Raw genomic sequence first — 23,316 nt, forward strand, 5'->3', positions numbered from 1 at the left:
GGGCTCAGGCCGCCGGCAGGTCGGCGAGGCGCGCGCGCGCGGCGACGGCCAGGGCCTCGACGCGGCCGCCCTCCTCCTCCGTCAGGATGCGGGCGAGGCTGAGGGCGTGGACGAGGCGGCCCCGCACCGTGATCTCCGCCTCGACACAGCCGTTGAGCGTCTGGCCCGGCTCGACCGCGCGCACCGCCTCGGCCGGCACGCCGACGAGGTCGCTCGCCCGGTCGACGAGGAGGGCGCGCGAGCCGTCCGCAGCGAGGACGAGATGGGCGTAGAGGCCGGGGTCGGCGCGGCCCGCGCGCAGCCCGAACAGGCGGGCGAGATCGATGACCGGCACCGGGTTCCCGCCGAGATTGAGGAAGCCCGCGAGCCAGGAGCCCCCGCTCGGCGGCTGGAACAGGTCGGGCAGCGGCAGCACCTCGCGCACCGCCTCGCGGGGGAGGGCGCAGGTCTGGCCCGCGACGTCGAGGAGGAGATAGGAGGAGGCCCGGTTCGAGGCCGTCTCGGGCAGCGCCACGGGCGTCGTCGCCTTGCTGGTGGTGGGATGGGAAGTCCTGGACTGTCCCAATAGGGCGCGACCGGGAGCCCGGCAATGCGGGCGTGCAGGTTTCGCCGCGCGCGCCGTTGACCCGACAGGGTCCCTCCGCTATGAGACCCGACACTTTTCCGCGACTCCGCTGCCGAGGCGGGTCGAACAGGGTTCGAGACGTCACCCCGATGCGTCACATCCTTATCGTAACGAAAGCGCCACTGACGGGGCGGCCCTGAAGCCAGGGCCGCGATCCGGGCGGTGGCGCATGCAGGGTCCCGATCGGGGCCCTTTTTTGTTGCCCGCGGCCGGGTTGAAGCGCAACGGAGTTCGAGAACGGGTTCAAGGAGGAAGACGATGAGCGGCGAGGTCATGACCGGGGCCGAAATGGTCATCCGGGCGTTCCGGGATCAGGGTGTCGAGACGCTGTTCGGGTATCCGGGCGGCGCGGTGCTGCCGATCTACGACGCGCTCTTCCATCAGGACGCGATCCAGCACGTGCTCGTGCGCCACGAGCAGGGCGCCGTCCACGCGGCGGAGGGCTACGCCCGCTCCTCGGGCAAGGTCGGCTGCGTCCTCGTCACCTCGGGACCCGGCGCCACCAACATCATCACCGGCCTCACCGACGCGATGATGGATTCGATCCCGCTCGTCTGCATCACGGGGCAGGTGCCGACGCACCTGATCGGCACGGACGCGTTCCAGGAATGCGACACGGTCGGCATCACGCGCCACTGCACGAAGCACAATTACCTCGTCAAATCGATCGACGACCTGCCGCGCATCCTGCACGAGGCGTTCTACGTCGCGAGCCACGGCCGGCCCGGCCCCGTCGTCGTCGACCTGCCGAAGGACATCCAGTTCGCGAGCGGGCTCTACGAGCGCCCGAGCTTCGAGGGGCACAAGACCTATCGCCCGGTCGTGAAGGGCGATGCCGACAAGATCCGCGCGGCGATCGAGCTGATGGCCTCCGCGCGCCGGCCGGTCTTCTACACCGGCGGCGGCGTCATCAACTCGGGCCCGGAGGCCTCGCGGCTCCTGCGCGATCTCGTCGCGGCGACGGGCTTCCCCGTCACCTCGACCCTGATGGGGCTCGGCGCCTTCCCGGCCTCGGACGACAAGTTCCTCGGCATGCTCGGCATGCACGGGACCTACGAGGCCAACCTCGCGATGCACGAGTGCGACGTGATGGTCTGCATCGGGGCGCGCTTCGACGACCGCATCACGGGCCGCCTCGACGCCTTCGCGCCCTACTCGAAGAAGATCCACGTCGACGTCGACGCCTCCTCGATCAACAAGGTCGTCAAGGTCGATATCGGCATCCTCGGCGATTGCGCCTCGGTGCTCGCGGACATGCTGGAGGCGTGGGCCGCCCTGCCGTCCGACCCCGACAAGGGCCGCCTCGAGGCGTGGTTCGGCAAGATCCGCACCTGGCGCGCGCGCGAATGCCTCGCCTACTGGCCGTCGGGCACGATCATCAAGCCGCAATACGCGGTGCAGCGGCTCTACGAGGCCTGCAAGGACCGCGAGACCTACATCACGACCGAGGTCGGCCAGCACCAGATGTGGGCGGCCCAGTACTTCAAGTTCGAGGAGCCGAACCGCTGGATGACCTCCGGGGGCCTCGGCACGATGGGCTACGGCCTGCCCGCGGCGATCGGCGTGCAGCTCGCCCACCGGGACGGGCTCGTCATCGACATCGCGGGCGAGGCCTCGATCCTGATGAACATCCAGGAGCTCTCGACCGCGGTGCAGTACCGCCTGCCGGTCAAGATCTTCATCCTGAACAACGAGTACATGGGCATGGTCCGCCAGTGGCAGGAATTGCTGCACGGGTCGCGCTACTCGCAGAGCTACTCGGAGAGCCTGCCGGACTTCGTGAAGCTCGCCGAGGCCTACGGCGCCAAGGGCATCCGCTGCGACAAGCCGGGCGACCTCGACGCGGCGATCAAGGAGATGCTCGACTATGACGGGCCGGTCATCTTCGACTGCGTCGTCGACAAGACCGAGAACTGCTTCCCGATGATCCCCTCGGGCAAGGCGCACAACGAGATGCTGCTCTCCGACTATCTCGGCGAGACCGGCGTCGAGCTCGGCGACGTGATCTCCGAGGAAGGCAAGATGCTGGTCTGAGGGAGCGGGCGGGAGCAGGACGATGAACGCGATGAACACGCACTACCCCGAGCCGGTCCGGGTCGAGACCGTCAACCGGCACACCCTCGCGGTGATCGTGGACAACGAGCCGGGCGCGCTCGCCCGGATCTCGGGCATGTTCTCGGGGCGGGGCTACAACATCGAGAGCCTGACGGTGTCCGAGACGGAGGAGGCGCGCCACCTCTCCCGCATCACCATCGTGACGACGGGCACCAACGCCGTGATCGAGCAGATCAAGGCGCAGCTCGACCGGCTCGTGCCGGTGCACCGGGTGGTGGACCTGACGCTCCAGGGCAACGCGCTGGAGCGCGAGATCTGCCTCGTGAAGGTGGTGGGCCAGGGCGAGCACCGCAGCGAGGCCCTGCGGCTCGCCGCCGCCTTCGGCGCCAGGACGCTCGACGCGACGCTTAATTCCTTCGTGTTCGAGCTCACCGGCACGACGGAGGAGATCGACCGCTTCATCCGCCTGATGAGCGTGATCGGCCTCGTCGAGATCTGCCGCACCGGCATCGCCGCGATGGGGCGGGGCGCCGAGCCGTTGTGATCGGTCTTCGCCTCCTGAAATGGTAGACTGGACGGCCACACGTCTCCGGAGACAGGGCCATGGAAGCCAGGATCATTCGGCGGGGCCATGATCTCGCCGTGGAACTGCCGGCCGATGAAGCCGAACAACTCGGGATCAGCGAGGGGCAGACGCTGACCGTGGTGCTGAAGGCGCGTCACAGCGAAACGGAGAGAGGGGCAATGCCCCCTCGTCGTTTTGTCGACGGCGAGCCGATCCTGACTCTGGCCGAGATGGTCGCGGAGATGGAGCGGCTCGGTCCATCCCACCGCCCCGAACTGGTGGATTGGGGGCCGGACGTCGGCGCGGAAATCATTCGTGATGACTGACGATGCCGACCTTCCGCGTGCAGGAGACATCGTCTGGGTCGATCTCCGCCCGACGCTCGGCCGGGAGCAGAGCGGCGTCCGCCCCGCGATCGTGCTGTCGGACTTCATCTTCCATCGGCAGAACGAGACGGCCATCGTCTGCCCCATCACGCGCAACGTGAACCCGTGGCCAACGAAGGTTTTGTTGCCCGACGGCCTCGCGGTGGCGGGGGCAGTGCTCGTTGACCAAGTCCGATGCGTCGATCGAGCCTCGCGCGGCTTCCGGCGCGTGGGCTCCGTGCCGGACCACATCCTTCTCAAGATCCGCCTGAACCTGGCGGAAGTGCTCGGGATCGCCGCCGACGTGCCGAGCCGGAAAGACGCCTGATGACCGCCCGCACCCTCTACTATGCCCCCGGCGCCTGCTCGCTCGCCTCGCACATCGCGCTGGAGGAGACCGGGGCGCCCTTCGAGACCGTGCGCCTCAACCTGCAGGCCGGCGACCAGCGCGCCCCCGAATACCTCGCGGTCAACGAGCGCGGCCGCGTGCCGGCCCTCGACGAGGGGGGCTGGGTGCTCACCGAGAACACCGCGCTCCTGCGCCACATCGCGCGCGCGCATCCGGAGGCCGGGCTCTGGCCCGAGAGCCCCCGCGACCAGGCCCTCGCCGACGAGTGGCTCGGCTGGCTCTCCACCAACCACCACCCCGCCTACGCCCATATCCGCCGGGCCGAGCGCTACAGCGCCGACGAGGCGGCCCATCCCGGCATCCGCGCCAAGGGCGCCGACACGTTCGGCGACCTCTGCACCATGACGGAGGTGCGGCTCTCGAACGGCGGATGGGCGGTGGGCGGGCGCTACAGCGTGGTCGATCCCTACCTCCTGCTGTTCTGGACCTGGGGCCGCGGGCCGGCTCTCGGCTTTGACATGGCCGAGCGCTTCCCGGCCTGGACGGCGCATGCCCGCGCCATGGCCGGGCGCCCGGCCGTGCAGCGGGCCTTCGCGCGGGAGGGGCTTCCGCTGCCGGTCTGACGGCGGGGCGGGACTGTCGGCCCGCGAGGGCTGCCATGCGGCGATTTCCCCTTTCGTCAAGGGGATCGCCTCGCTAAAAGCGCCGCCATCGCACGGCCGCGCGAACGAGGGCGCCGGAGCGCACTCATCGACACCTCACGAAAAGGACAAGCCGCCATGCGGGTCTATTACGATCGCGACGCAGACCTGAACCTGATCAAGGGCAAGAAGGTCGTCATCGTCGGTTACGGCAGCCAGGGCCACGCCCACGCGCTGAACCTGCGCGATTCCGGCGTGAAGGAGATCGTGATCGCGCTCCGCGAGGGCTCGGCCACCGCCAAGAAGGCGGAAGGCGAGGGCTTCAAGGTGATGTCGGTCGCCGACGCCGCCAAGTGGGGCGATGTGGTGATGATGCTCACCCCCGACGAGCTGCAGGGCGACATCTACAAGGAATCCCTGGAGAAGAACCTCAAGGAGGGCGCCGCGCTCCTCTTCGCCCACGGCCTCAACGTCCACTTCAACCTGATCGAGCCCCGCAAGGACCTCGACGTGCTGATGGTCGCCCCGAAGGGCCCCGGCCACACGGTGCGGGGCGAGTACCTGAAGGGCGGCGGCGTGCCGACCCTCATCGCGATCGCGCAGGACGCCTCCGGCAACGCGCACGATCTCGGCCTGTCCTACGCCTCGGCCAATGGCGGCGGCCGCGCCGGCATCATCGAGACGACCTTCAAGGAGGAGTGCGAGACCGATCTCTTCGGCGAGCAGGCCGTGCTCTGCGGCGGCCTCGTCGAGCTGATCAAGGCCGGCTTCGAGACCCTGGTCGAGGCGGGCTACGCCCCCGAGATGGCCTATTTCGAGTGCCTGCACGAGGTGAAGCTCATCGTCGACCTCATCTACGAGGGCGGCATCGCCAACATGAACTACTCGATCTCGAACACCGCCGAGTACGGCGAGTACGTCACCGGCCCGCGCATCGTGACGCCGGAGACGAAGGCCGAGATGAAGCGCGTCCTCAACGACATCCAGTCGGGCATCTTCACCCGCAACTGGATGCTGGAGAACAAGGTCGGCCAGACCTCGTTCAAGGCGACGCGCGCCAAGCTCGCCGCCCACCCGATCGAGGAGGTCGGCGCGCGCCTGCGCGGCATGATGCCGTGGATCTCCGAGAAGGCGCTGGTCGACAAGTCCCGCAACTGATCGTTTGGGAGTGCGGGCCGGGCGGCACCTGATCCAACCCGGCCCGCGCGATGGCGCTTTCAAAGCTCGGCATGCATTCCGATGATAGGAATATGGCCTTGATATATGGATCTTAGGGAGTTATAGCGATTTTTCGCTATAACTCCCTAAGATCGCTCAATATGGATCCTGTCAGAAACCCCTACGCACCTGGGGCAGGAACACCTCCGCCGGAGCTCGCCGGCCGCTCCGACGTGCTGGCTGCCGGGACGACTGCGCTGCAGCGTGTCGCCATCGGCAAGGCAACCCAGAGCCTGATATTGGTCGGGCTCCGCGGCGTGGGAAAAACAGTGCTTCTCAATCGGCTGCACGAGGAAGCGGAGACGCAGCGGTTCAAGGCGGTTTTCATTGAGGCGCACGAGGGAAAGACGCTCCCCGAGTTGATCGCACCAAGCCTGCGAAGCATCCTTCACAGCTTAAGCGTGATCGAAGGCGCGAAGGAGAAGGCACGCCGCGGCTTGCGCGGTCTCAAAGGATTTCTCGGAGGCCTGAACGTCTCCATCAATGATATCGAGTTCGGGCTGAGCATGGACCCTGAGACCGGCTTGGCCGATAGCGGACGCATCGAGAACGATCTTCCGGAACTCGTCCTCGTCATTGCAGAGGCTGCCAAGGCGGCCAACCGTCCGATCGCGATCTTTCTCGATGAACTGCAATACCTGAGCGAGTCGGAGTTCAGCGCGCTCATCATGGCCGTGCACCGAGTCAATCAACGATCCCTGCCGCTGATCCTGATCGGCGCTGGTCTTCCGCAGATTCGCGCCCTCGCCGGAAATTCGAAATCCTATTCCGAACGATTGTTTCGCTATCCGGAAATCGGCGCGCTCAGCACGGAGGATGCAATCCGCGCCGTCGAGCGACCTGCCAACAGCGAAGGCGTAACATTCACGACAGACGCCGTCGAGAGGATCATCAGCGTCACCGAAAAGTACCCGTACTTTCTGCAGCAATGGGCCTACGAAGCCTGGAATGCCGCCGAACATGAAACGATTGATCTGCCCGTCATCGAGCGCGCCAGCGAAGCTGCGATCAGAGAACTCGATCAAAGCTTCTTCAAGGTGCGGCTCGATCGATGCAGTCCAGCAGAACGACGGTACATGCGGGCCTTGGCCGAGTTTGGACGGGGCAAGCACCGTTCCGGCGACATCGCCGACAAGCTCGGCCTCAAGGTGACCTCCGCCGCCCCGACACGCAGTGCCCTCATCAGGAAAGGCATGATCTACTCGCCGTCACACGGGGACACAGCCTTCACCGTCCCCCTCTTCGACGAGTACATGCGTCGCGCCATGCCGCAGGTCTCCCTGAGCGAGGAAGGGTGATCGTTCCAGCGGTGTGCCGCCTGCTCTCCCGTCCGCGCGACCTCATCCGCCAGGGTCGACTGCGGCAGTTGCGGCCACGCTCGAATGCGGGTTTCATGCGCGCCGGCAGGCCCGGAGAAGGCTGCCGCGGAGGACACCCATGGCATCGCTCTATTTCGACGCGCACCGCGCGCTCCAGGAAGAGTTCGGCACCGTCAAGCTCGCCAACCGCCTGGACACGGACTGGGTGCACGAGACGATCCGGGAGGACGAGGCCGCCTTCATCGGCAGCCGCGACATGTTCTTCCTCTCGACGGTCGATCCGGACGGCATGCCGACCGTCTCCTACAAGGGCGGCAGCCCGGGCTTCGTGAAGGTGACGGGCGAGAGCAGCCTCGTCTTCCCCGGCTTCGACGGCAACGGCATGTTCTACTCGATGGGCAACATCGAGGGGCAGGCCAAGGTCGGCCTGCTCTTCATCGATTTTGAGACGCCGCACCGCGTCCGCGTCCAGGGGCACGCGACGCTCCTGCGCGACGACCCGCTGATGGCGGAGTACAAAGAGGCCAAGTACCTCGTGCGCGTCGACGTGACGAAGATCTGGGTCAACTGCCCGCGCTACATCCACAAGTACCAGAAGGTGGCGCAGAACAAGTACGTGCCGACGCCCGACCGGGAGACGCCGCTCGCCTCCTGGAAGCGCCTCGACCTCGCCAGCGACGTGATCAGCGACGAGGACCGGGCACGGGTGGCGAAGGAGGGCCGCCTGGAGGTGTCCGAGTACGAGTCGCTCGTCGCCCGCGGAGAGGCCTGACGCGGACGGGCCCCGCTCCCGTCCGGGAGGAGGCCCGCGCTGTCCGCATCCCCCGTTTCGTCGAGCCGCGCGAGGCGGCCCACGCCTCCGTCAGCGACCCCGCCGCACGAAGCCGACGATGTCCTTCACCGCATCGAGCGTCGGGGCGGCGATCGCCGCGGCGCGCTCCGAGCCGTCGGCGAGGACCGCGTCGATATGGGCCGGGTCGGCCACGAGCCGCTTCATCTCGGCGCTCAGGGGGCTGAGCGACTCGACGGCGAGTTCCACCAGCGCGCCCTTGAAGGCCGAGAACTGGGCGCCGCCGTACTCGGCGAGCACCGCCTCCCGGGTCGAGCCTCGCAACGCCGCGAAGATGCCGACGAGGTTGTCGGCCTCGGGGCGCCCGTTGAGGCCCGCCGCCTCCGAGGGCAGGGGCTCCGGGTCGGTCTTGGCCTTGCGCACCTTCTGGGCGATGGCGTCGGCATCGTCCGTGAGGTTGATGCGCGAATAGTCCGACGGGTCGGATTTCGACATCTTCTTGGTGCCGTCGCGCAGGCTCATGACGCGGGCGGCCGGCCCGCCGATCAGCGGCTCGGTGATGGGAAAGAAGCCCTCGCCGTGGCCGTGCGCCTCGATCGACTCCGCGAAGTCGGTGTTGAACTTCTGGGCGATGTCGCGGGTCAGTTCGAGGTGCTGCTTCTGGTCCTCGCCGACGGGCACGTGCGTCGCCCGGTAGGCCAGGATGTCGGCCGCCATCAGGACGGGATAATCGTAGAGGCCGACGCTCGCGTTCTCGCGGTCCTTGCCGGCCTTGTCCTTGAACTGCGTCATGCGGTTGAGCCAGCCGAGCCGGGCGACGCAGTTGAAGATCCAGGCGAGTTCCGCGTGCTGCGGCACCTGGCTCTGGTTGAAGACGATGGAGCGCTTCGGGTCGATGCCGGCCGCGATGAAGGCCGCCGTGACCTCGCGGATCTGCGTCCGCAATTCGGCCGGGTTCTGCCAGAGCGTGATCGCGTGCAGGTCGACGACGCAGTAGAGGCAATCGGCCCGCTCCTGCATCTCCACGAAGCGCTTGATGGCGCCGAGATAATTGCCGAGATGCAGGTTTCCGGTCGGCTGAACGCCCGAAAACACGAGTTCCTTGAACGCGGCCATCGCTGCGTCTCCCCCCGACGTCTTGCCCGACTTGCGGATCCCGCGTCGGAACGGCTCCTCCGCGCAGGCGCGCGGTTCTGGACCGGCGGCCGGGACCGGTCAAGGGAGCGGGTACGGCCTCACAGGGAGGCGCGCCGGGCCTGTCCCGTCGGGCAGAGATCGAGGAGGACGCATCGGCCGCAGGCCGGGTTCCGGTGGTGGCAGACCTGCTGGCCGTGCAGCATCAGGATCTCGTGATTGTCGTAGAGGTCCTGGGCACTCCAATCGGGCGGCAATTGAGCGCGCAGCACCGGGTGGGCCGGCCCGACATCGACCCGAGCCCCGACGAGGCCAAGGCGCTGCGCCACCCGGTGGTGGTGGCTGTCGACGGGCAGCGCCGGCATCCGCAGGACCGAGAAGGAGAGCACCGCCGCGCTCGTCTTCGGCCCGATCCCGGGGATCGCCTCGAGCCAGGCGCGGGCGGCATCGACCTCCAAGTCCTTCAGGAAGCCGAGATCGAGCGCGCCCCGCCGCTCCGCGACCGCCCGCAGCACCGCCTGGATCCGCGGCGCCTTCAGTTCGGGCCACGTCACCCCGGCGATCGTCGCCTCGATCTCGGCCGTGGGCGCGTCGAGGACCTGCGCCCAGTCCGGGTAGCGGGCGCGCAACGCCTTGAAGGCACGGCCCGAATCGGCGTTGCGGGTCCGGTGCGAGAGGAGCGAGGAGACGAGCTCGCTCAACGGGTCGAGGCTGTGGAAGTAGGGGATCGGGCAGCCATAGACCGGGCAGAGCCGGCGGTGGATCTCGAGGGCCCGTGCGGCGAGATCGGGATCGGCGGGGGCCGCCTGGGTGCCGAGGCGGCGGGGACGCGGGGCGGGGCGCTCATGTCCGGATGCGATGGGCATGAGGCGCGAATCCGCGAGGCGCGGCGGGGGTTCCCTCGGCCACCGTGTCAGAAGGCCCTGGGCAGCTCTGCGTCCCGAAGAATGCCGTTGGCGGTCCGCTTCATCACCGTGTTGCGGGGAACCGCGATGCGACGCCCCATGATCGGGCTCTGCCAGATCTCGTGCGAGCCCTTTCCCTGGCGCACGAACGTGCAACCGGCTTCGCGAAGCAAGCGAACCAATTCCGGGCAGAGGTTCGAGCCCATTCAGCAGGCATGTGCCGGCTTAGCGCTCATAAGGTGCTGGATGCAGACCGCGATCTCCCGTCCGCCTCCCGCGTTCTCCTGCGGCAGATTCACCGCCGCGAGGTCGGGCACGAGGTCGCCGATAACCCCGACCAAGGCGTCGAGCGTCTGCGCCTCTGCGTGCAGGCCGGGCACCTCGGAGTCGTGCACGTACCAGACCGGTTCCTCGGGATCGTAGCGGACGGTGACGGTCAGCGGCATGGCTGCTCCGGAGCCGATGGATCGGGCTTCAAAATGAGATCAGCCGCCGGGAGCGAAATCAACCGCCTCATTTCACAAGCGCGTAGATGTTCACGTCGAGCTTCTCGTCGGCACGGTCGTTCAGGTCGGTGACGTATTCCTCGATGAAGCGGTCCTGCACCACGATGTCCTTGGCGTCGAGATAGGCGGTCAGCGTCTCGTAGGTGCCGTCGATCTCGTCGTAGGAGCCCTTGTGGGGGAAGCGGAGGGCCTTGCCGCTCGGCGTGGTGCCGAAGCGGATGCCCTCGCCGTCGGCCGGCTTCTCGGCGGCCTTGCCCGCCGGGATCTCGGCCACCGGCACCATCGCCTCGTACTGGAAGCCGTCGTCGTCGGTCTTGGCGAAGACCGCGATCGGGCGGCCCGTCGGCGGGACGCCGGCCCTGGACAGCTCGGCCTCGATCCGCGCGAAGGCGGCCTTGAGGCTCGGCACCGCCTCCTCCCACTTCGCCTTGCCCGACAGGATGGCGGCGGGCCTCGGCGGCAGCGAGACCTCGTCGACGTCGTTGGCGTCGCCGGGCGTCTCGACCAGGGTCTTGCGGGGCGCGGGCGCGGCGGAGGGCGCGGGCGACCCGGCCGGGGGGCCGAGGGCCTTCTCGGGCTGGGGCGCGGTCGTCCGGTTCGGGTCGGGCTTGCCGGTGTCGGGCACGGTCGTCGTCGGCAGCGGGCTCGTCACCGCGGGCGGGGGCGCGTTCGAGGCCGGCGGGGGCGCCGCTTCCTGCGCGAGGCCGGAGCCGGGCGCGAGGGCGAGGAGACCGGCGGACAGCAGGGAACGAAGGCGGGTCACGGTGTCGCTCCGGCGAGGGGCCGGCGCGCCGAATCGGGCGCCCGGCGGTGAAGGCCCGGGGAAACTAGTGACGAAGCGGGCCGCCTGCGAGGGCCGGTCCTCGCGGAACCGGGATCGCAGCCCCGCTTCCGGCGGGGTCGCGCGCCGTTGCGCACTTTGCCATATAGCGGTCCCGGCCCCGGACGGGCCCTTCGAACCGCCGGACAGCATGAGCGCGCTCAGCAACCGAAGATTCCTGAAGATGCACGGCGCGGGCAACGCGATCGTGGTCCTCGACCTGCGCGGCACGGAGATCCGCGTGCGTCCGGAGGAGGCGCGGGCGATCGCGGCCGACCCGCACTCGGCCTTCGACCAGCTCATGGTCGTGCACGATCCCGCGACCCCCGGCACCGATGCCTTCCTGCGCATCTACAACACCGACGGCTCGGAATCCGGCGCCTGCGGCAACGGCACCCGCTGCGTCGCCTTCGCGATGTTCGACGACCCCGCCATGGCCCGGCCCGCCGAGAGCGGCCGGCTGACCCTGGAAACCAAGGCCGGCCTCGTCGAGGTGAAGCGGGTGGCGGACCGCTCCTTCACCGTCGACATGGGCCAGCCGCGGCTCGCCTGGAACGAGATCCCCCTGCGCGATCCCTTCCCCGACACCCGCCGCATCGAGCTGCAGATCGGCCCGATCGACGATCCGATCCTGCACTCCCCCGCGGCCGTCAGCATGGGCAACCCGCACGCGATCTTCTTCGTCGACCGCGACCCGGACAGCTACGATCTCGCCCGGATCGGGCCGATGCTGGAGAACCACCCGATCTTCCCCGAACGGGCGAACATCTCGGTGGCCCGGGTGACGGGCCGCGAGGCGATCAAGCTCCGGGTCTGGGAGCGGGGCGCCGGGCTGACCCTCGCCTGCGGCACGGCCGCCTGCGCCGCGGTGGTGGCGGCCTCGCGCCTGCGCATGATCGGGCGCGGCGCCGCGGTGAGCCTGCCCGGGGGCGAGCTCGTGATCGAGTGGCGCGCCGACGACCATGTCCTGATGACGGGCCCCGTCTTCCTCGAGGGGGAGGGCAGCTTCGCGCCGGAGCTGTTCGGGCCGGCACCGTGATGGACGTCGAGACCCTCACCTTCGGCTGCCGCCTCAACATCGTCGAGTCCGAGGTGATGCGCGCCGCCGCACGGCCCGAGGCGGGCGCGCGGGCGCGCGTCGTCGTCAACACCTGCGCGGTGACGGCGGAGGCCGGGCGGCAGGCCCGCAAGGCGATCCGTCGCCTCGCCCGGGAGCGTCCGGAGGCCGAGATCGTGGTGACGGGCTGCGGCGCCGAGGTGGAGACCGGCCTCTACGCCGCCATGCCCGAGGTCGCCCGCCTCGTCGGCAACGCGGACAAGCTCGCGGCGCGGGCTTGGCGGGAGCCGACGCCGCCCGGCACGGTCATGCAGGCGCGCACGCTCGCGCCGACCGCGATCACCGGGGTCGCCGGGCATACCCGCGCCTTCGTCCCGGTGCAGAACGGCTGCGACCACGCCTGCACCTTCTGCATCATCCCGTTCGGCCGCGGCCGCTCGCGCTCGGTGCCGGAGGCGGCCGTCGTCGAACAGGTCGCCCGCATCGTGGAGCATGGCGGCCGCGAGGTGGTGCTGACCGGCGTCGACCTCACCGCCTACGGACGCGACTTGGCTCAGGGCGGGGGGCTCGGCCGACTCGTCCGGGCGATCCTGGCGGGCGTGCCGGGCCTCGCGCGGCTGCGGCTCTCCTCGATCGACTCGATCGAGGCCGACGAGGAGCTCGTCGCCGCCCTCGCCGAGGAGGCGCGGCTGATGCCGCATCTCCACCTCTCGCTCCAGGCGGGCGACGACCTGATCCTCAAGCGGATGAAGCGCCGCCACGCCCGCGCCGACGCGATCCGCTTCTGCGAGCGCATCCGCGGGCTTCGCCCCGGCGCCGTGTTCGGGGCGGACCTGATCGCCGGCTTCCCGACCGAGACCGAGGCGCAATTCGCCCGCACCCTCGATCTCGTGGAGGCGTGCGGGCTCACGCACCTGCACGTCTTTCCCTACTCGCCCCGGCCCGGCACGCCGGCCGCCCGGATGCCGCCGGTCGATCCCGGCCTCGTTCGCGAGCGCGCCGCGCGGCTGCGCGAGGCCGGGGCGGCGGCGCTCCGGCGGCACCTCGACGCGGAGGTGGGGCAGACCCGCCTCGTCCTGGCCGAGCGCGGCGGCACCGGCCGCACCGAGGGCTTCACGCCGGTGCGGCTTGTCGCGGAGCCCGGTGAGATCCGGAGCGTGCGGATCGCCGGGCATGACGGGCGCGCGCTGATCGCGGCGTGAGGGCGCAGGCGCTCCCGCCTCGCCCCAAGCCTCTCCCGGACGGGAGATGCGCCGCGCGGTTCCCTCAGGACCGGTGGCCGCAGGCTTCGAGGCCCACCCGCATGTGCTCAGGAACCGGCGCCTCGGCGCGCACCGGCGGCTTCTTCGGGTAGAGCGGCAGGGTGAGGGCGCGGGCGTGGAGCTGCAAGCCGGGGCCGCCGGAGCGCGGGGCGCTGCCGTAGATCGCGTCCCCGACGATCGGGAATCCCGATGCGGCGCAATGGACGCGCAGCTGATGCGTGCGGCCGGTGACGGGCCGCAATTCCAGCCAGCTCCGCGCCCCGTCCGGGCTGCGGCCCATCACCCGGACATGGGTCAGCGCCGTCTCGCCCGCCGGGTCCGCCTTCATCCACCAGCTGCGCGGATCGTTCGAGCGCCGGGCGAGGGGGAGATCGATGCTGGTCGCCTCCCCCACGGGGCCGCCCTCCACGAGGGCCCAGTAGACCTTCTCGGCGGAGGCGGTCGCGAACAGGCGGTTGAGGCGGGCAAGCGCCTTGGCGTGGCGCCCGAGCGCGAGGCAGCCCGACGTGTCGCGATCGAGCCGGTGCACCACCTCGGGGCGCCGCGGCAGGCCGAAGCGGAGCGCGTCGAGATGGTCGGTCAGGGTCTCGCCGCCCTTCGGGCCGGGATGCACCGGCAGGCCCGCCGGCTTGTCGATGACGAGCAGCAGGGCATCGCGGTAGAGCAGGCGGGCGCCTATGTCAGGCAGGATCATCGGTGATACGCGAGTGGTAGGCCGGCGCGAAGAGCCCGGCCTGCGGGAGCAGGGACGCATGAGTCAAGACGAGAAGCCGGGCTGGTTCGGCCGCCTGTTCGGGCGCAAGGGCATGCCGGCCGCGGAGGAGAGCCCGGTCCCGCCGCCGGACTCGCCCGCCTCGGCCTCCGAGGGCCAGCCCGACTTCGCCACCGGCGCCGACGACGTCAGCCACGTGCCGCTGCCGCCCTCCGAGCCCGCGCCCGAGGAGGCGGGCAAGAACGCGGTGCCCGACGAGATCGAGGGCGCGGACCTCCAGCCGATCGAGGGAGACACCGAGCGCCCGCCCGCCGGCACGGCCGGCGACGCGCCCGCGCGCGGGGCGGAGCCGGCGGATACGACCTCCCGGGCCTTCGAGCCCGAGCCGGCCGAACCCGAGCCGGCCGAAGCCCGATCGGCTGCGCCCGAACCGGCCGAGCCGTCGCCCTCCGCCCTGGAAACCGGCGCGCCGGCCCCCGACCCCGACATTCAGCCCGTCGACACGGCGGCCGCTTTGGCCACCGATGCGGCCAAGGATTTCGACCTCGCGGACGCCCCGGGCAAGCGCGGCTGGTGGGGGCGCCTCACCGCCGGCATGAAGCGGACCTCGACCTCCCTGTCGGACCGGGTGACGGGGCTCTTCACCAAGCGCAAGCTCGACGCGACGACGCTGGAGGATCTGGAGGACGCCCTGATCCAGGCCGATTTCGGCGTGGAGACCGCGACGCGCGTCTCCGAGGCGGTCGGCAAGGGCCGCTACGAGAAGGGGATCTCACCCGACGAGGTGCGGGAAATCCTCGCTGCCGAGGTCGAGCGGGCGCTCGATCCCGTCGCCGAGCCCCTGCGGATCGAGGCTGCGCGCAAGCCCTTCGTGATCCTGACGGTCGGGGTGAACGGCGCCGGCAAGACCACTACGATCGGCAAGCTCGCCCTGAAGCTCAAGGCGGAGGGGCGCAGCGTGATGCTCGCGGCCGGCGACACATTCCGCGCCGCGGCGGTGGAGCAGCTGAAGGTCTGGGGCGAGCGCACGGGCACGCCCGTCGTCACCCGCGCGCAGGGGGCGGACGCGGCGGGCCTCGCCTTCGACGCATTGCAGGAAGCCAGGCGCCAGGGCACCGACGTGCTCCTCATCGACACCGCCGGGCGCCTGCAGAACAAGGCCGGCCTGATGGCAGAGCTGGAGAAGATCGTGCGCGTGATGCGCAAGCTCGACGCCGAGGCTCCCCACGCCACGCTCCTCGTCCTCGACGCCACGGTCGGCCAGAACGCGCTGAGCCAAGTGGAGCTGTTCTCGCAGGCGGCGCCCGTCAGCGGCCTCGTGATGACGAAGCTCGACGGCACGGCACGCGGCGGCATCCTCGTGGCGCTCGCGGCGAAGTTCGGCCTGCCGGTGCATTTCATCGGCGTCGGCGAGGGGGTGGAGGATTTGGAGCCCTTCGCCGCGCGCGACTTCGCGCGGGCGATCGCGGGGCTGGAGAAGGCTTAGAGGCCCGCTCGCGCCACGTCGGTGCGGGCGAAATCCTCGCCTTGAACAGGAGCGGCGCCTCGAGGGAACGGGCGAGCGCAGAGGCGAAGCCATCGCCGAAATCGAGCGCCGCCGGATGGCGGCCCTTGCCATACTGGGCGAAGGCGTCGGCTGCGCGGCGCGCGAGGTCCGCAAGCAGGCGTCGGTCTCCTCGCGGTCGATCCGGATCGTCATGGTCGGGGCGGCTCCGGTAGGAAACGGCGGGGGCATAGCTTACATCGGGGTCCGCGGCGGCGCCGGAAACCCGCTCCCGGACTCCGCCCGCCACGTGAGCCGGACCCGTTGATGCAGATCGAATCCGTCCCCCCGCAACGCCACCTCGCCCCGCTGCCGAAGCTCGCGCTCGAACTCGGGCCGCTGGTGCTGTTCTTCCTCGGCAATGCCTACGCGGAGCGCTTCGGCGTGGCGGCCGACCAGAAGCTGTTCGCGGCCACCGGCCTGTTCATCGCGGCGACCGTGGTCGCGCTCACGATCCACTACGCGCTGGTGCGGCGCCTGCCGATCATGCCCCTCGTCTCGGGCGTCGTGGTGGTGGTGTTCGGCGGCCTGACCCTGGTGCTGCAGGACAAGACCTTCATCATGGTCAAGCCCACCATCGTGAACACCCTGTTCGGCCTCGTGCTGCTCGGGGGCCTCGCCTTCGGCAAGTCGCTGCTCTCGGTGGTGCTGGACAGCGTGTTCGCGCTCACCGACGAGGGCTGGCGCAAGCTCACCTTCCGCTGGGGGCTGTTCTTCCTGGCGCTCGCAGCCCTCAACGAGGTCGTCTGGCGCACGCAGACGGAGGATTTCTGGGTCAGCTTCAAGGTCTTCGGCATCATGCCGCTGACCATCCTGTTCGCGCTGGCCCAGACGCCGCTGCTCGCCCGCCACGAGCGCAAGGACGGGCGCGCCGAGGATCCGGCGAAGGCCGCCTGATCCGTCAGCGGGCCGCGGCCTGGCCGCCGGCCTGGGCCGCCGCCCGGATCTTGGCGAGGACGCCGTTCAGGTTCTCCGGCGTGACGATGCCCACGAGCTTGTCGCGGATGATCCCGTCCGGCCCCACGATGAAGGTCTCGGGCACGCCGTAGACGCCGAAATCGATGCCGACGCGCCCGCTCGCGTCGAGCCCGACCTGAGAGAAGGGCACCCCGTTCCGGGCGAGGAAGCGGCGGCCGTTCTCCGGCGCATCCTTGTAATCGATGCCGACGAGGCGCAGGCCCGGCTCGCGGGCAAGCCGCATCAGCATCGGGTGCTCGACCTGACAGGGCGCGCACCACGAGGCCCAGAAGTTCACGAGCGTCACGCCGCCCTTGAGGTCGGCGCTGGAGAGGCCGGGCACGGGCTTGCCGTCGGCCTCGAGACCCGGAACCGCCGGAAGCTCGAAGGCCGGCACCGGCTTGCCGATCAGCACGGACGGGATCGCGGCCGGGTCGATCCCGGAGCGCAGGCGCAGGAAGAACAGGCCCGCCAGCACCGCGAAGGCGACGAGCGGTACGATCAGGAGGAGGGAGCGGCGCACCGGCTCCGGGGCGGAGGCGTGTGGCTCGCTCACGGGCGCTCCCGGCGCTGCAGATCTGCGAGCGCGCGCTCCTGCGCCCGGCGGTCCCGGATCGCGTTGAGGACGAGGCCGGCCATCACGAGGCCGGTGAAGGCGTAGGCGCCGAGGATGAAGTCGGCATGGGGTCCGAGACCGAGCATGGGCTCCCTCACAGGGCCTGGCCGAGGGGTGCGGCGCCGGCGGGCGGCCCCGGGACGAGGGCGGGAGCGCCGGCATCGAGTCGCTCGGCCTCGCGGATCGTCAGCGTGCGCACCCGCCGCCGCAGGATCTCGGTGCGCATCGCGTAGAGGTGGAGCGTGACGCCGAGGAGCGTCGCGGCGGCGATCATGATCAGGAGCGGGTAGAGCATCGAGGGGTCGATGGTCGAGCCGCCCATGCGCAGGATCGAGGCAGGCTGGTGCAGCGTCGACCACCAGTTCACGGAGAACTTGATGATCGGCAGGTTCACGGCGCCGACGAGCGTCAGGATCGCCACCGCACGGGCGGCCCGGTTCGGATCCTCCATCGTGCGCCAGAGGGCGATGATGCCGCAATAGATCAGGAACAGGACGAGCATCGAGGTGAGCCGCGCGTCCCAGACCCAGTAGGTGCCCCACATCGGCTTGCCCCACAGCGAGCCGGTGACGAGGCAGATGATGGTGAAGGCTGCCCCGATGGGCGCGGCCGCCCGCTGCGCCACGTCGGCCAGCGGATGGCGCCAGACCAGCGTCCCGATGGCCGAGAGCGCCATGGAGCCGTAGAAGAACACCCCGAGCCAAGCCGCGGGCACGTGGATGAACATGATCCGCACCGTCTCGCCCTGCTGGTAATCGGGCGGGGCCACGAACCAGGACAGGGAGAGGCCGAGGCCGAGCGCCAGCAGCGACACCGCGACGAGCCAGGGCATGAGGGCGCCCGACCAGCGCAGGAAGTGGCCGGGATTGGACAGGCGGGTCCAGAGCGAGGGCGAGGCCGACATGCTCCCGCTTTAGCGCGGCGTGCGGTGCAGCGGCAATGCGGGGGAGGGGCGCATCCCCTCACTCCGACCAGCGCAGGGCCGCCGCCGCCGCGAAGGTGCCGATCACCGCCGCGATCAGGCTGAGGGCCGCGAGGATCGTCAGCGGCGTCGCGAAGGGCACCGTGCCACCGAGCGCCGACTGCGCGGCCGAGACGCCGAAGATCAGGGTCGGGATCATCAGCGGCAGGACCAGCACGGCGAGGATCAGGCCGCCGCGGCGGATCGAGGCGGTGAGCGCCGCCCCGACCGCGCCGACGAAGGTCAGCGCCGGGGTGCCGACGAGAAGGGTGAGCGCGGTCGCGGCCATGGCGGTGCCGTCGAGCGCCACGAGCAGGCCGAACAGGGGGGAGGCCAGTGCCAGGGGCAGGCCCGTGGTCAGCCAATGCGCCGCGACCTTGGCCAGCACCACGAGTTCGAGGGGCGCGGGCGCCCCCGTCATCAGGTCGAGGGAGCCGTCCTCCTCGTCGGCCTGGAACAGGCGGTCGAGGCCGATCAGGGTGGCGAGCACCGCGGCGAGCCAGAGGATGGCGGGGCCGATCCGCGACAGGAGGTTGAGGTCGGGCCCGAGCGCGAAGGGCACCAGCGCCACGATCATCAGGAAGAAGACGAGGGAGAGCGTGCCCGAGCCGCCGACGCGGGCGGCGAGCGTCAGGTCGCGGGCGACGAGGGCGCGGAAGGCGCGGATCACGCGAAGGCCTCCGCCGAATCCTCGGCCGGCAGGGGCGGGCGCTCGATGCGCAATTCCCGCGCATCCGCGAGGCCGAGCGCCTGGTGGGTCGCCGCCACGACGAGGCCGCCGCCCGCCCGGTGCCGGGCCATGAGCGCGGCGAGAACGCCCTGCGAGGCCGTGTCGAGGGCGGCCGTCGGCTCGTCGAGGAGCCAGAGCGGCCTCCGGCAGACGAGGAGCCGGGCGAGCGCCACCCGCCGCCGCTGCCCCGCCGAGAGGTAGGCGACCGGCAGCTTCAGCGCGTGGGCGAGGCCGAGTTCCGCCAGCGCCGCGCCGGGCGTCAGGGCCGGATCACCGAGCAGGTCGCGGGCGAAGGCGAGGTTCTCCTCCGCCGTCAGCGCGCTCTTCAGCCCGTCCCGATGGCCGACGACGTGCAGGCATTCGGGCAGGCTCGCCTCGCCGACATCGTCCGCCCGGACCGCGCCGGCATCGGGCTTGAGGCGCCCGGCGAGGACGGCGAGTAGCGTCGACTTGCCGGCGCCGTTGCGGCCCGTGACCATCAGCGCCTCGCCGGGGCCGAGGGCGAAGGAGAGGCCCGCGAAGATGCGGCGCCCGGAGCGGCGGACGGCGAGGCCGGTGACGGTGAGGCGCACGGGATCGACCCGATCTCAGGACGGGCGGGTCAACGGTAGACCTCGCGGCGGTGCCCGACGCGCAAGACCACGATGCGCAGGCATCCGTCCTCGATGGAGGCGATCACGCGATAATCCCCGACCCGATATTTCCAGAGGCTGCCGAGCTTGGCGCCTTTCAGCGCCTCGCCAATGGCACGGGGATCGTCGAGTGGCGAGACCCGATCGCGGAGGAAGCGCAGGATCCGCCGTGCGGCGTCGGGGCCGAGGCGGTCGAGTTCGCGCTCTGCCGAACGATCGAATTCAATCTTCCAGGCCATAGCGCGCGATCAACGCGTCGAGGGACGTCGTCCCGCTCTCACCGCGGCGCAGGGCGCCGAGCCGGCGCTCGGCCAGTTCGATGTCGTCGAGATTGTCGAGGTGCTCGCGCAGGGCCTCGCGGACATGCTCGCTCGCGCTGAGCCCGGTGCGCCGCGCGAGAGCATCGAGGCGCCGTTCCAGGTCGGCTGGCAGGTCGAGGGCGAGCATGGGAATCTCCGCACATCAGAATAGGGATCGGCCCACGCTCCGTCCACCGCCCCGCCGCGAGCGCGGACACCTGCACGCCACTGTCATCGAGGCCCCGTAGCGGCGAGTTTCGAACTGTTCTATACGGGCCGCAGGCTGCGCCGCGCGACCCATCGGGCGTCCAATTCGCCCCTCGCGCATCATCCTGCCCGGGCACCCCCGGGGCGGCGCGCGCCGGCAACGGCGCGAGTTCAGCCGAACACTGATTCGTGGCGCAGGTTATGCCTGCGCGTGTTCGACAAACGCCAGCGAGGATCAGACTAGCCGTGGCATCGCTCGACAGCTTCAAGTCCCGCCAGACGCTCGACGTCGGGGGCAGGACCTACACCTACTACTCCATTCCCGAGGCCTCGAAGAACGGGCTCGCCGACGCAGCGGCCCTGCCCTTCTCCATGAAGGTGCTCCTCGAGAACCTCCTCCGCTACGAGGACGACCGTTCGGTCCGCCGGGCGGACATCGAGGCCACGGTGGCGTGGCTCGGCAACCGCGGCAAGGAGGAGACGGAGATCGCCTTCCGCCCGTCGCGGGTGCTGATGCAGGACTTCACCGGCGTGCCGGCGGTCGTCGATCTGGCGGCCATGCGCGACGCCATGGTGGCGCTCGGCGGCGACCCGCAGAAGATCAACCCGCTGGTGCCCGTCGACCTCGTGATCGACCACTCGGTGATCGTGGACGAGTTCGGCACGCCCAAGGCGCTGGCCGACAACGTCGCGCTCGAATACGAGCGCAACGGCGAGCGCTACACCTTCCTGAAATGGGGCCAGTCGGCCTTCGACAATTTCTCCGTCGTGCCGCCCGGCACCGGCATCTGCCACCAGGTGAACCTCGAGTACCTGTCGCAGACCGTGTGGACCCGCTCGGAGGGAGGCTCCGAGGTCGCCTATCCGGACAGCCTCGTCGGCACCGATTCGCACACGACCATGGTCAATGGCCTCGCCGTCCTCGGCTGGGGCGTCGGCGGCATCGAGGCGGAAGCCGCCATGCTCGGCCAGCCGCTCTCGATGCTGATCCCCGAGGTCGTCGGGTTCAAGCTCTCGGGGCGTCTGCCCGAGGGCACCACGGCGACCGACCTCGTGCTCACCGTCACGCAGATGCTGCGCAAGAAGGGCGTCGTCGGCAAGTTCGTGGAATTCTACGGCCCCGGCCTCGACGACATGGCGGTGGCCGACCGCGCCACGATCTCCAACATGGCGCCCGAATATGGCGCCACCTGCGGCTTCTTCCCCGTCGACCAGAAGACGATCGACTTCCTGCGCGTCACCGGCCGCTCGGACGAGCGCATCGCCTTGGTCGAGGCCTATGCCAAGGCGCAGGGGATGTGGCGGGACGCGCAGACCCCGGACCCCGTCTTCACCGACACGCTCGCCCTCGACATGGGCGACGTGCGCCCCTCGCTCGCCGGGCCGAAGCGCCCGCAGGACCGGGTGCTGCTCGACGCCGCCAAGACGGGCTTTTCCGGCGCGATGGAGACCGAGTTCCGCAAGGCCGCCGAGATCGCCAAGCGCTACCCGGTCGAGGGCTCGAACTTCGACATCGGCCACGGCGACGTGGTGATCGCCGCGATCACGAGCTGCACCAACACCTCGAACCCGAGCGTGATGATCGGCGCGGGGCTCCTGGCTCGCAACGCGGTCGCCAAGGGCCTCACCTCGAAACCCTGGGTGAAGACCTCGCTGGCGCCCGGCTCCCAGGTCGTCGCCGAGTACCTGGAGAGCGCCGGCCTGCAGAAGCCGCTCGATGCCCTCGGCTTCAACCTCGTCGGCTTCGGCTGCACCACCTGCATCGGCAATTCGGGCCCGCTGCCCGCGCCGATCTCGAAGGCGATCAACGACAACGACGTGGTGGCCGCGGCCGTGCTCTCGGGCAACCGCAACTTCGAGGGCCGGGTGAACCCGGATGTCCGGGCGAACTACCTCGCCTCGCCGCCGCTCGTCGTCGCCTACGCGCTCGCCGGCTCCATGCAGATCGACCTCACCAAGGACCCGCTCGGCACCGGCTCGGACGGCAAGCCCGTCTACCTCGCCGACATCTGGCCCTCGTCGTCCGAGGTCCAGGCGTTCATCGAGAAGAACATCAGCTCGGCCCTGTTCAAGTCGCGCTACGCCGACGTGTTCGGCGGCGACCATTACTGGAAGGCCGTCGAGGTGACCGAGGCCGAGACCTTCGCCTGGGATTCGGGCTCCACCTACGTGCAGAACCCGCCCTATTTCGAGGGCATGCAGAAGGTGCCGGCCCCCGTCACCGACATCGAGGGGGCCCGCATCCTCGGCCTGTTCCTCGACTCGATCACGACGGACCACATCTCGCCCGCCGGCAACATCCGCGCGGCCTCGCCCGCCGGCGCCTACCTGCAGGAGCACCAGGTCCGCGTGCAGGACTTCAACCAGTACGGCACGCGCCGCGGCAACCACGAGGTGATGATGCGGGGCACCTTCGCCAACATCCGCATCAAGAACCAGATGGTGCGGGACGCGAGCGGCAACGTGGTCGAGGGCGGCTGGACGCTGCTGCAGCCCACGGGCGAGAAGATGTTCATCTACGACGCCGCGCAGCGATACGCCGAGACCGGCACGCCGCTCGTCGTCTTCGCGGGCAAGGAATACGGCACCGGCTCGTCCCGCGACTGGGCGGCCAAGGGCACGAAGCTCCTCGGGGTGCGCGCCGTGATCGCCGAGAGCTTCGAGCGCATCCATCGCTCGAACCTCGTCGGCATGGGCGTGGTGCCGCTCGTCTTCCAGGGCGACACCTCCTGGGCCTCCCTCGGGCTCAAGGGCGACGAGACCGTCACGATCAAGGGACTCGCGGGCGAGCTCAAGCCGCGCCAGACCCTGGTCGCCGAGATCACCTCGGCCGACGGCTCGCGTCAGGACGTGCCGCTCACCTGCCGGATCGATACGCTCGACGAGCTGGAATACTTCCGCAACGGCGGCATCCTTCCCTACGTCCTGCGCTCGCTCGCGGCCTGAGCGCACTCGCAGAAACGTGATCGAGAGGCCCCTCCCGCACGGAGGGGCCTTTTTTGTCGGCCCTGAGGGGGGGCCGCCGCGCGAGCCCTGCCTTGCCGGATC

At 70.1% G+C, this 23,316-nt stretch carries 27 protein-coding genes; 13 read left to right on the top strand and 14 right to left on the bottom strand.

Annotated elements, in window-relative coordinates; translation table 11 throughout:
- Positions 1 to 4: 4 nt before the first annotated feature.
- Positions 5 to 514: a chemotaxis protein CheW gene (locus J2X36_RS11310; RefSeq protein ID WP_245516748.1), complete on the bottom strand. Its 510-nt coding sequence runs from the start codon at positions 512 to 514 to the stop codon at positions 5 to 7.
- Positions 515 to 883: 369 nt separating this feature from the next.
- On the opposite strand from J2X36_RS11310, the gene J2X36_RS11315 reads away from it, so the two are divergent.
- From J2X36_RS11315 to J2X36_RS11350, 8 genes are all read left to right on the top strand, one after another.
- On the top strand, positions 884 to 2,659 hold the full coding sequence (locus J2X36_RS11315; protein WP_132256791.1) for an acetolactate synthase 3 large subunit: 1,776 nt from the start codon (positions 884 to 886) through the stop codon (positions 2,657 to 2,659).
- Positions 2,660 to 2,681: 22 nt separating this feature from the next.
- Complete coding sequence (gene ilvN, locus J2X36_RS11320) at positions 2,682 to 3,224, top strand: acetolactate synthase small subunit (protein WP_132256794.1); 543 nt, start codon at positions 2,682 to 2,684, stop codon at positions 3,222 to 3,224.
- Between the two features lie 59 nt (positions 3,225 to 3,283).
- Positions 3,284 to 3,571 carry a MazF family transcriptional regulator gene (locus J2X36_RS11325; protein ID WP_310349746.1) on the top strand — a complete coding sequence of 96 codons (288 nt, stop codon included), beginning with the start codon at positions 3,284 to 3,286 and terminating at the stop codon, positions 3,569 to 3,571.
- Positions 3,564 to 3,938 carry a type II toxin-antitoxin system PemK/MazF family toxin gene (locus tag J2X36_RS11330; RefSeq protein ID WP_310349748.1) on the top strand — a complete coding sequence of 125 codons (375 nt, stop codon included), beginning with the start codon at positions 3,564 to 3,566 and terminating at the stop codon, positions 3,936 to 3,938. The genes J2X36_RS11325 and J2X36_RS11330 overlap by 8 nt, the downstream gene beginning before the upstream one ends.
- The gene (locus tag J2X36_RS11335; protein WP_310349750.1) at positions 3,938 to 4,582 is read left to right on the top strand and encodes a glutathione S-transferase; all 645 of its coding nucleotides are present in this window, start codon (positions 3,938 to 3,940) and stop codon (positions 4,580 to 4,582) included. The genes J2X36_RS11330 and J2X36_RS11335 overlap by 1 nt, the downstream gene beginning before the upstream one ends.
- Before the next feature lie 156 nt (positions 4,583 to 4,738).
- Positions 4,739 to 5,758, top strand: a complete 1,020-nt coding sequence (gene ilvC / locus J2X36_RS11340) for a ketol-acid reductoisomerase (protein WP_132256596.1) — start codon at positions 4,739 to 4,741, stop codon at positions 5,756 to 5,758.
- A gap of 161 nt (positions 5,759 to 5,919) precedes the next feature.
- Complete coding sequence (locus tag J2X36_RS11345) at positions 5,920 to 7,116, top strand: ATP-binding protein (RefSeq protein WP_132256594.1); 1,197 nt, start codon at positions 5,920 to 5,922, stop codon at positions 7,114 to 7,116.
- A gap of 139 nt (positions 7,117 to 7,255) precedes the next feature.
- On the top strand, positions 7,256 to 7,909 hold the full coding sequence (locus tag J2X36_RS11350; protein ID WP_132256591.1) for a pyridoxamine 5'-phosphate oxidase family protein: 654 nt from the start codon (positions 7,256 to 7,258) through the stop codon (positions 7,907 to 7,909).
- 90 nt (positions 7,910 to 7,999) lie between these two features.
- Here J2X36_RS11350 and trpS read toward each other — a convergent pair whose 3' ends face one another.
- From trpS to J2X36_RS11375, 5 genes are all read right to left on the bottom strand, one after another.
- Positions 8,000 to 9,043: a tryptophan--tRNA ligase gene (trpS, locus tag J2X36_RS11355; protein WP_310349753.1), complete on the bottom strand. Its 1,044-nt coding sequence runs from the start codon at positions 9,041 to 9,043 to the stop codon at positions 8,000 to 8,002.
- A 119-nt stretch (positions 9,044 to 9,162) separates the two neighbouring features.
- Positions 9,163 to 9,927: a Fe-S cluster assembly protein HesB gene (gene nth / locus J2X36_RS11360; protein WP_310349755.1), complete on the bottom strand. Its 765-nt coding sequence runs from the start codon at positions 9,925 to 9,927 to the stop codon at positions 9,163 to 9,165.
- Between the two features lie 47 nt (positions 9,928 to 9,974).
- On the bottom strand, positions 9,975 to 10,172 hold the full coding sequence (locus J2X36_RS11365; RefSeq protein ID WP_310349756.1) for a type II toxin-antitoxin system HicA family toxin: 198 nt from the start codon (positions 10,170 to 10,172) through the stop codon (positions 9,975 to 9,977).
- Positions 10,173 to 10,412, bottom strand: coding sequence for a DUF1902 domain-containing protein (locus tag J2X36_RS11370; RefSeq protein WP_310349758.1), 240 nt, complete (start codon positions 10,410 to 10,412; stop codon positions 10,173 to 10,175).
- 67 nt (positions 10,413 to 10,479) lie between these two features.
- The gene (locus J2X36_RS11375; RefSeq protein ID WP_207919286.1) at positions 10,480 to 11,235 is read right to left on the bottom strand and encodes a GyrI-like domain-containing protein; all 756 of its coding nucleotides are present in this window, start codon (positions 11,233 to 11,235) and stop codon (positions 10,480 to 10,482) included.
- A 208-nt stretch (positions 11,236 to 11,443) separates the two neighbouring features.
- On the opposite strand from J2X36_RS11375, the gene dapF reads away from it, so the two are divergent.
- Together dapF and mtaB are read left to right on the top strand one after the other, a co-directional pair.
- Complete coding sequence (dapF, locus tag J2X36_RS11380) at positions 11,444 to 12,331, top strand: diaminopimelate epimerase (RefSeq protein WP_310349760.1); 888 nt, start codon at positions 11,444 to 11,446, stop codon at positions 12,329 to 12,331.
- Positions 12,331 to 13,551 carry a tRNA (N(6)-L-threonylcarbamoyladenosine(37)-C(2))-methylthiotransferase MtaB gene (mtaB, locus tag J2X36_RS11385; protein WP_310349762.1) on the top strand — a complete coding sequence of 407 codons (1,221 nt, stop codon included), beginning with the start codon at positions 12,331 to 12,333 and terminating at the stop codon, positions 13,549 to 13,551. Before dapF ends, mtaB begins: the two co-directional genes overlap by 1 nt.
- A gap of 64 nt (positions 13,552 to 13,615) precedes the next feature.
- Here the strand turns inward: mtaB and J2X36_RS11390 are convergent, their stop codons facing one another.
- The gene (locus J2X36_RS11390) at positions 13,616 to 14,305 is read right to left on the bottom strand and encodes an RluA family pseudouridine synthase (protein WP_310349764.1); all 690 of its coding nucleotides are present in this window, start codon (positions 14,303 to 14,305) and stop codon (positions 13,616 to 13,618) included.
- A 58-nt stretch (positions 14,306 to 14,363) separates the two neighbouring features.
- Between J2X36_RS11390 and ftsY the strand changes: the two genes are divergently transcribed.
- Together ftsY and J2X36_RS11400 are read left to right on the top strand one after the other, a co-directional pair.
- On the top strand, positions 14,364 to 15,809 hold the full coding sequence (gene ftsY, locus J2X36_RS11395) for a signal recognition particle-docking protein FtsY (RefSeq protein ID WP_310349765.1): 1,446 nt from the start codon (positions 14,364 to 14,366) through the stop codon (positions 15,807 to 15,809).
- Positions 15,810 to 16,133: 324 nt separating this feature from the next.
- A complete protein-coding gene (locus tag J2X36_RS11400) occupies positions 16,134 to 16,763 on the top strand; it encodes a septation protein A (protein WP_132255616.1) in 630 nt (209 codons plus the stop codon).
- Between the two features lie 4 nt (positions 16,764 to 16,767).
- On the opposite strand, the gene J2X36_RS11405 is transcribed toward J2X36_RS11400, so the two are convergent.
- From J2X36_RS11405 to J2X36_RS11435, 7 genes are read right to left on the bottom strand one after another with little or no spacing between them, the layout of a single operon-like run.
- Positions 16,768 to 17,379 (bottom strand): DsbE family thiol:disulfide interchange protein, encoded by a 612-nt coding sequence (locus J2X36_RS11405; RefSeq protein ID WP_310349768.1) that lies wholly within the window; start codon positions 17,377 to 17,379, stop codon positions 16,768 to 16,770.
- Positions 17,376 to 17,525 (bottom strand): heme exporter protein CcmD, encoded by a 150-nt coding sequence (gene ccmD / locus J2X36_RS11410; RefSeq protein ID WP_132255618.1) that lies wholly within the window; start codon positions 17,523 to 17,525, stop codon positions 17,376 to 17,378. Before ccmD ends, J2X36_RS11405 begins: the two co-directional genes overlap by 4 nt.
- An 8-nt stretch (positions 17,526 to 17,533) precedes the next feature.
- Positions 17,534 to 18,343, bottom strand: a complete 810-nt coding sequence (locus tag J2X36_RS11415) for a heme ABC transporter permease (RefSeq protein ID WP_310349770.1) — start codon at positions 18,341 to 18,343, stop codon at positions 17,534 to 17,536.
- Positions 18,344 to 18,401: 58 nt separating this feature from the next.
- Positions 18,402 to 19,070, bottom strand: a complete 669-nt coding sequence (ccmB, locus tag J2X36_RS11420) for a heme exporter protein CcmB (RefSeq protein WP_132255622.1) — start codon at positions 19,068 to 19,070, stop codon at positions 18,402 to 18,404.
- Positions 19,067 to 19,702 (bottom strand): heme ABC exporter ATP-binding protein CcmA, encoded by a 636-nt coding sequence (ccmA, locus tag J2X36_RS11425; protein ID WP_132255623.1) that lies wholly within the window; start codon positions 19,700 to 19,702, stop codon positions 19,067 to 19,069. Before ccmA ends, ccmB begins: the two co-directional genes overlap by 4 nt.
- Before the next feature lie 29 nt (positions 19,703 to 19,731).
- Positions 19,732 to 20,001 carry a type II toxin-antitoxin system RelE/ParE family toxin gene (locus J2X36_RS11430; RefSeq protein ID WP_132255624.1) on the bottom strand — a complete coding sequence of 90 codons (270 nt, stop codon included), beginning with the start codon at positions 19,999 to 20,001 and terminating at the stop codon, positions 19,732 to 19,734.
- On the bottom strand, positions 19,985 to 20,209 hold the full coding sequence (locus tag J2X36_RS11435; RefSeq protein WP_132255625.1) for a ribbon-helix-helix protein, CopG family: 225 nt from the start codon (positions 20,207 to 20,209) through the stop codon (positions 19,985 to 19,987). Before J2X36_RS11435 ends, J2X36_RS11430 begins: the two co-directional genes overlap by 17 nt.
- Positions 20,210 to 20,514: 305 nt before the next feature.
- Here J2X36_RS11435 and acnA point away from each other — a divergent pair, with 305 nt between their 5' ends.
- Positions 20,515 to 23,214, top strand: coding sequence for an aconitate hydratase AcnA (gene acnA / locus J2X36_RS11440; protein WP_132255626.1), 2,700 nt, complete (start codon positions 20,515 to 20,517; stop codon positions 23,212 to 23,214).
- Positions 23,215 to 23,316 lie beyond the last annotated feature (102 nt).

It is taken from the genome of Methylobacterium sp. BE186 (assembly GCF_031457035.1).
Lineage (GTDB): Bacteria > Pseudomonadota > Alphaproteobacteria > Rhizobiales > Beijerinckiaceae > Methylobacterium > Methylobacterium segetis.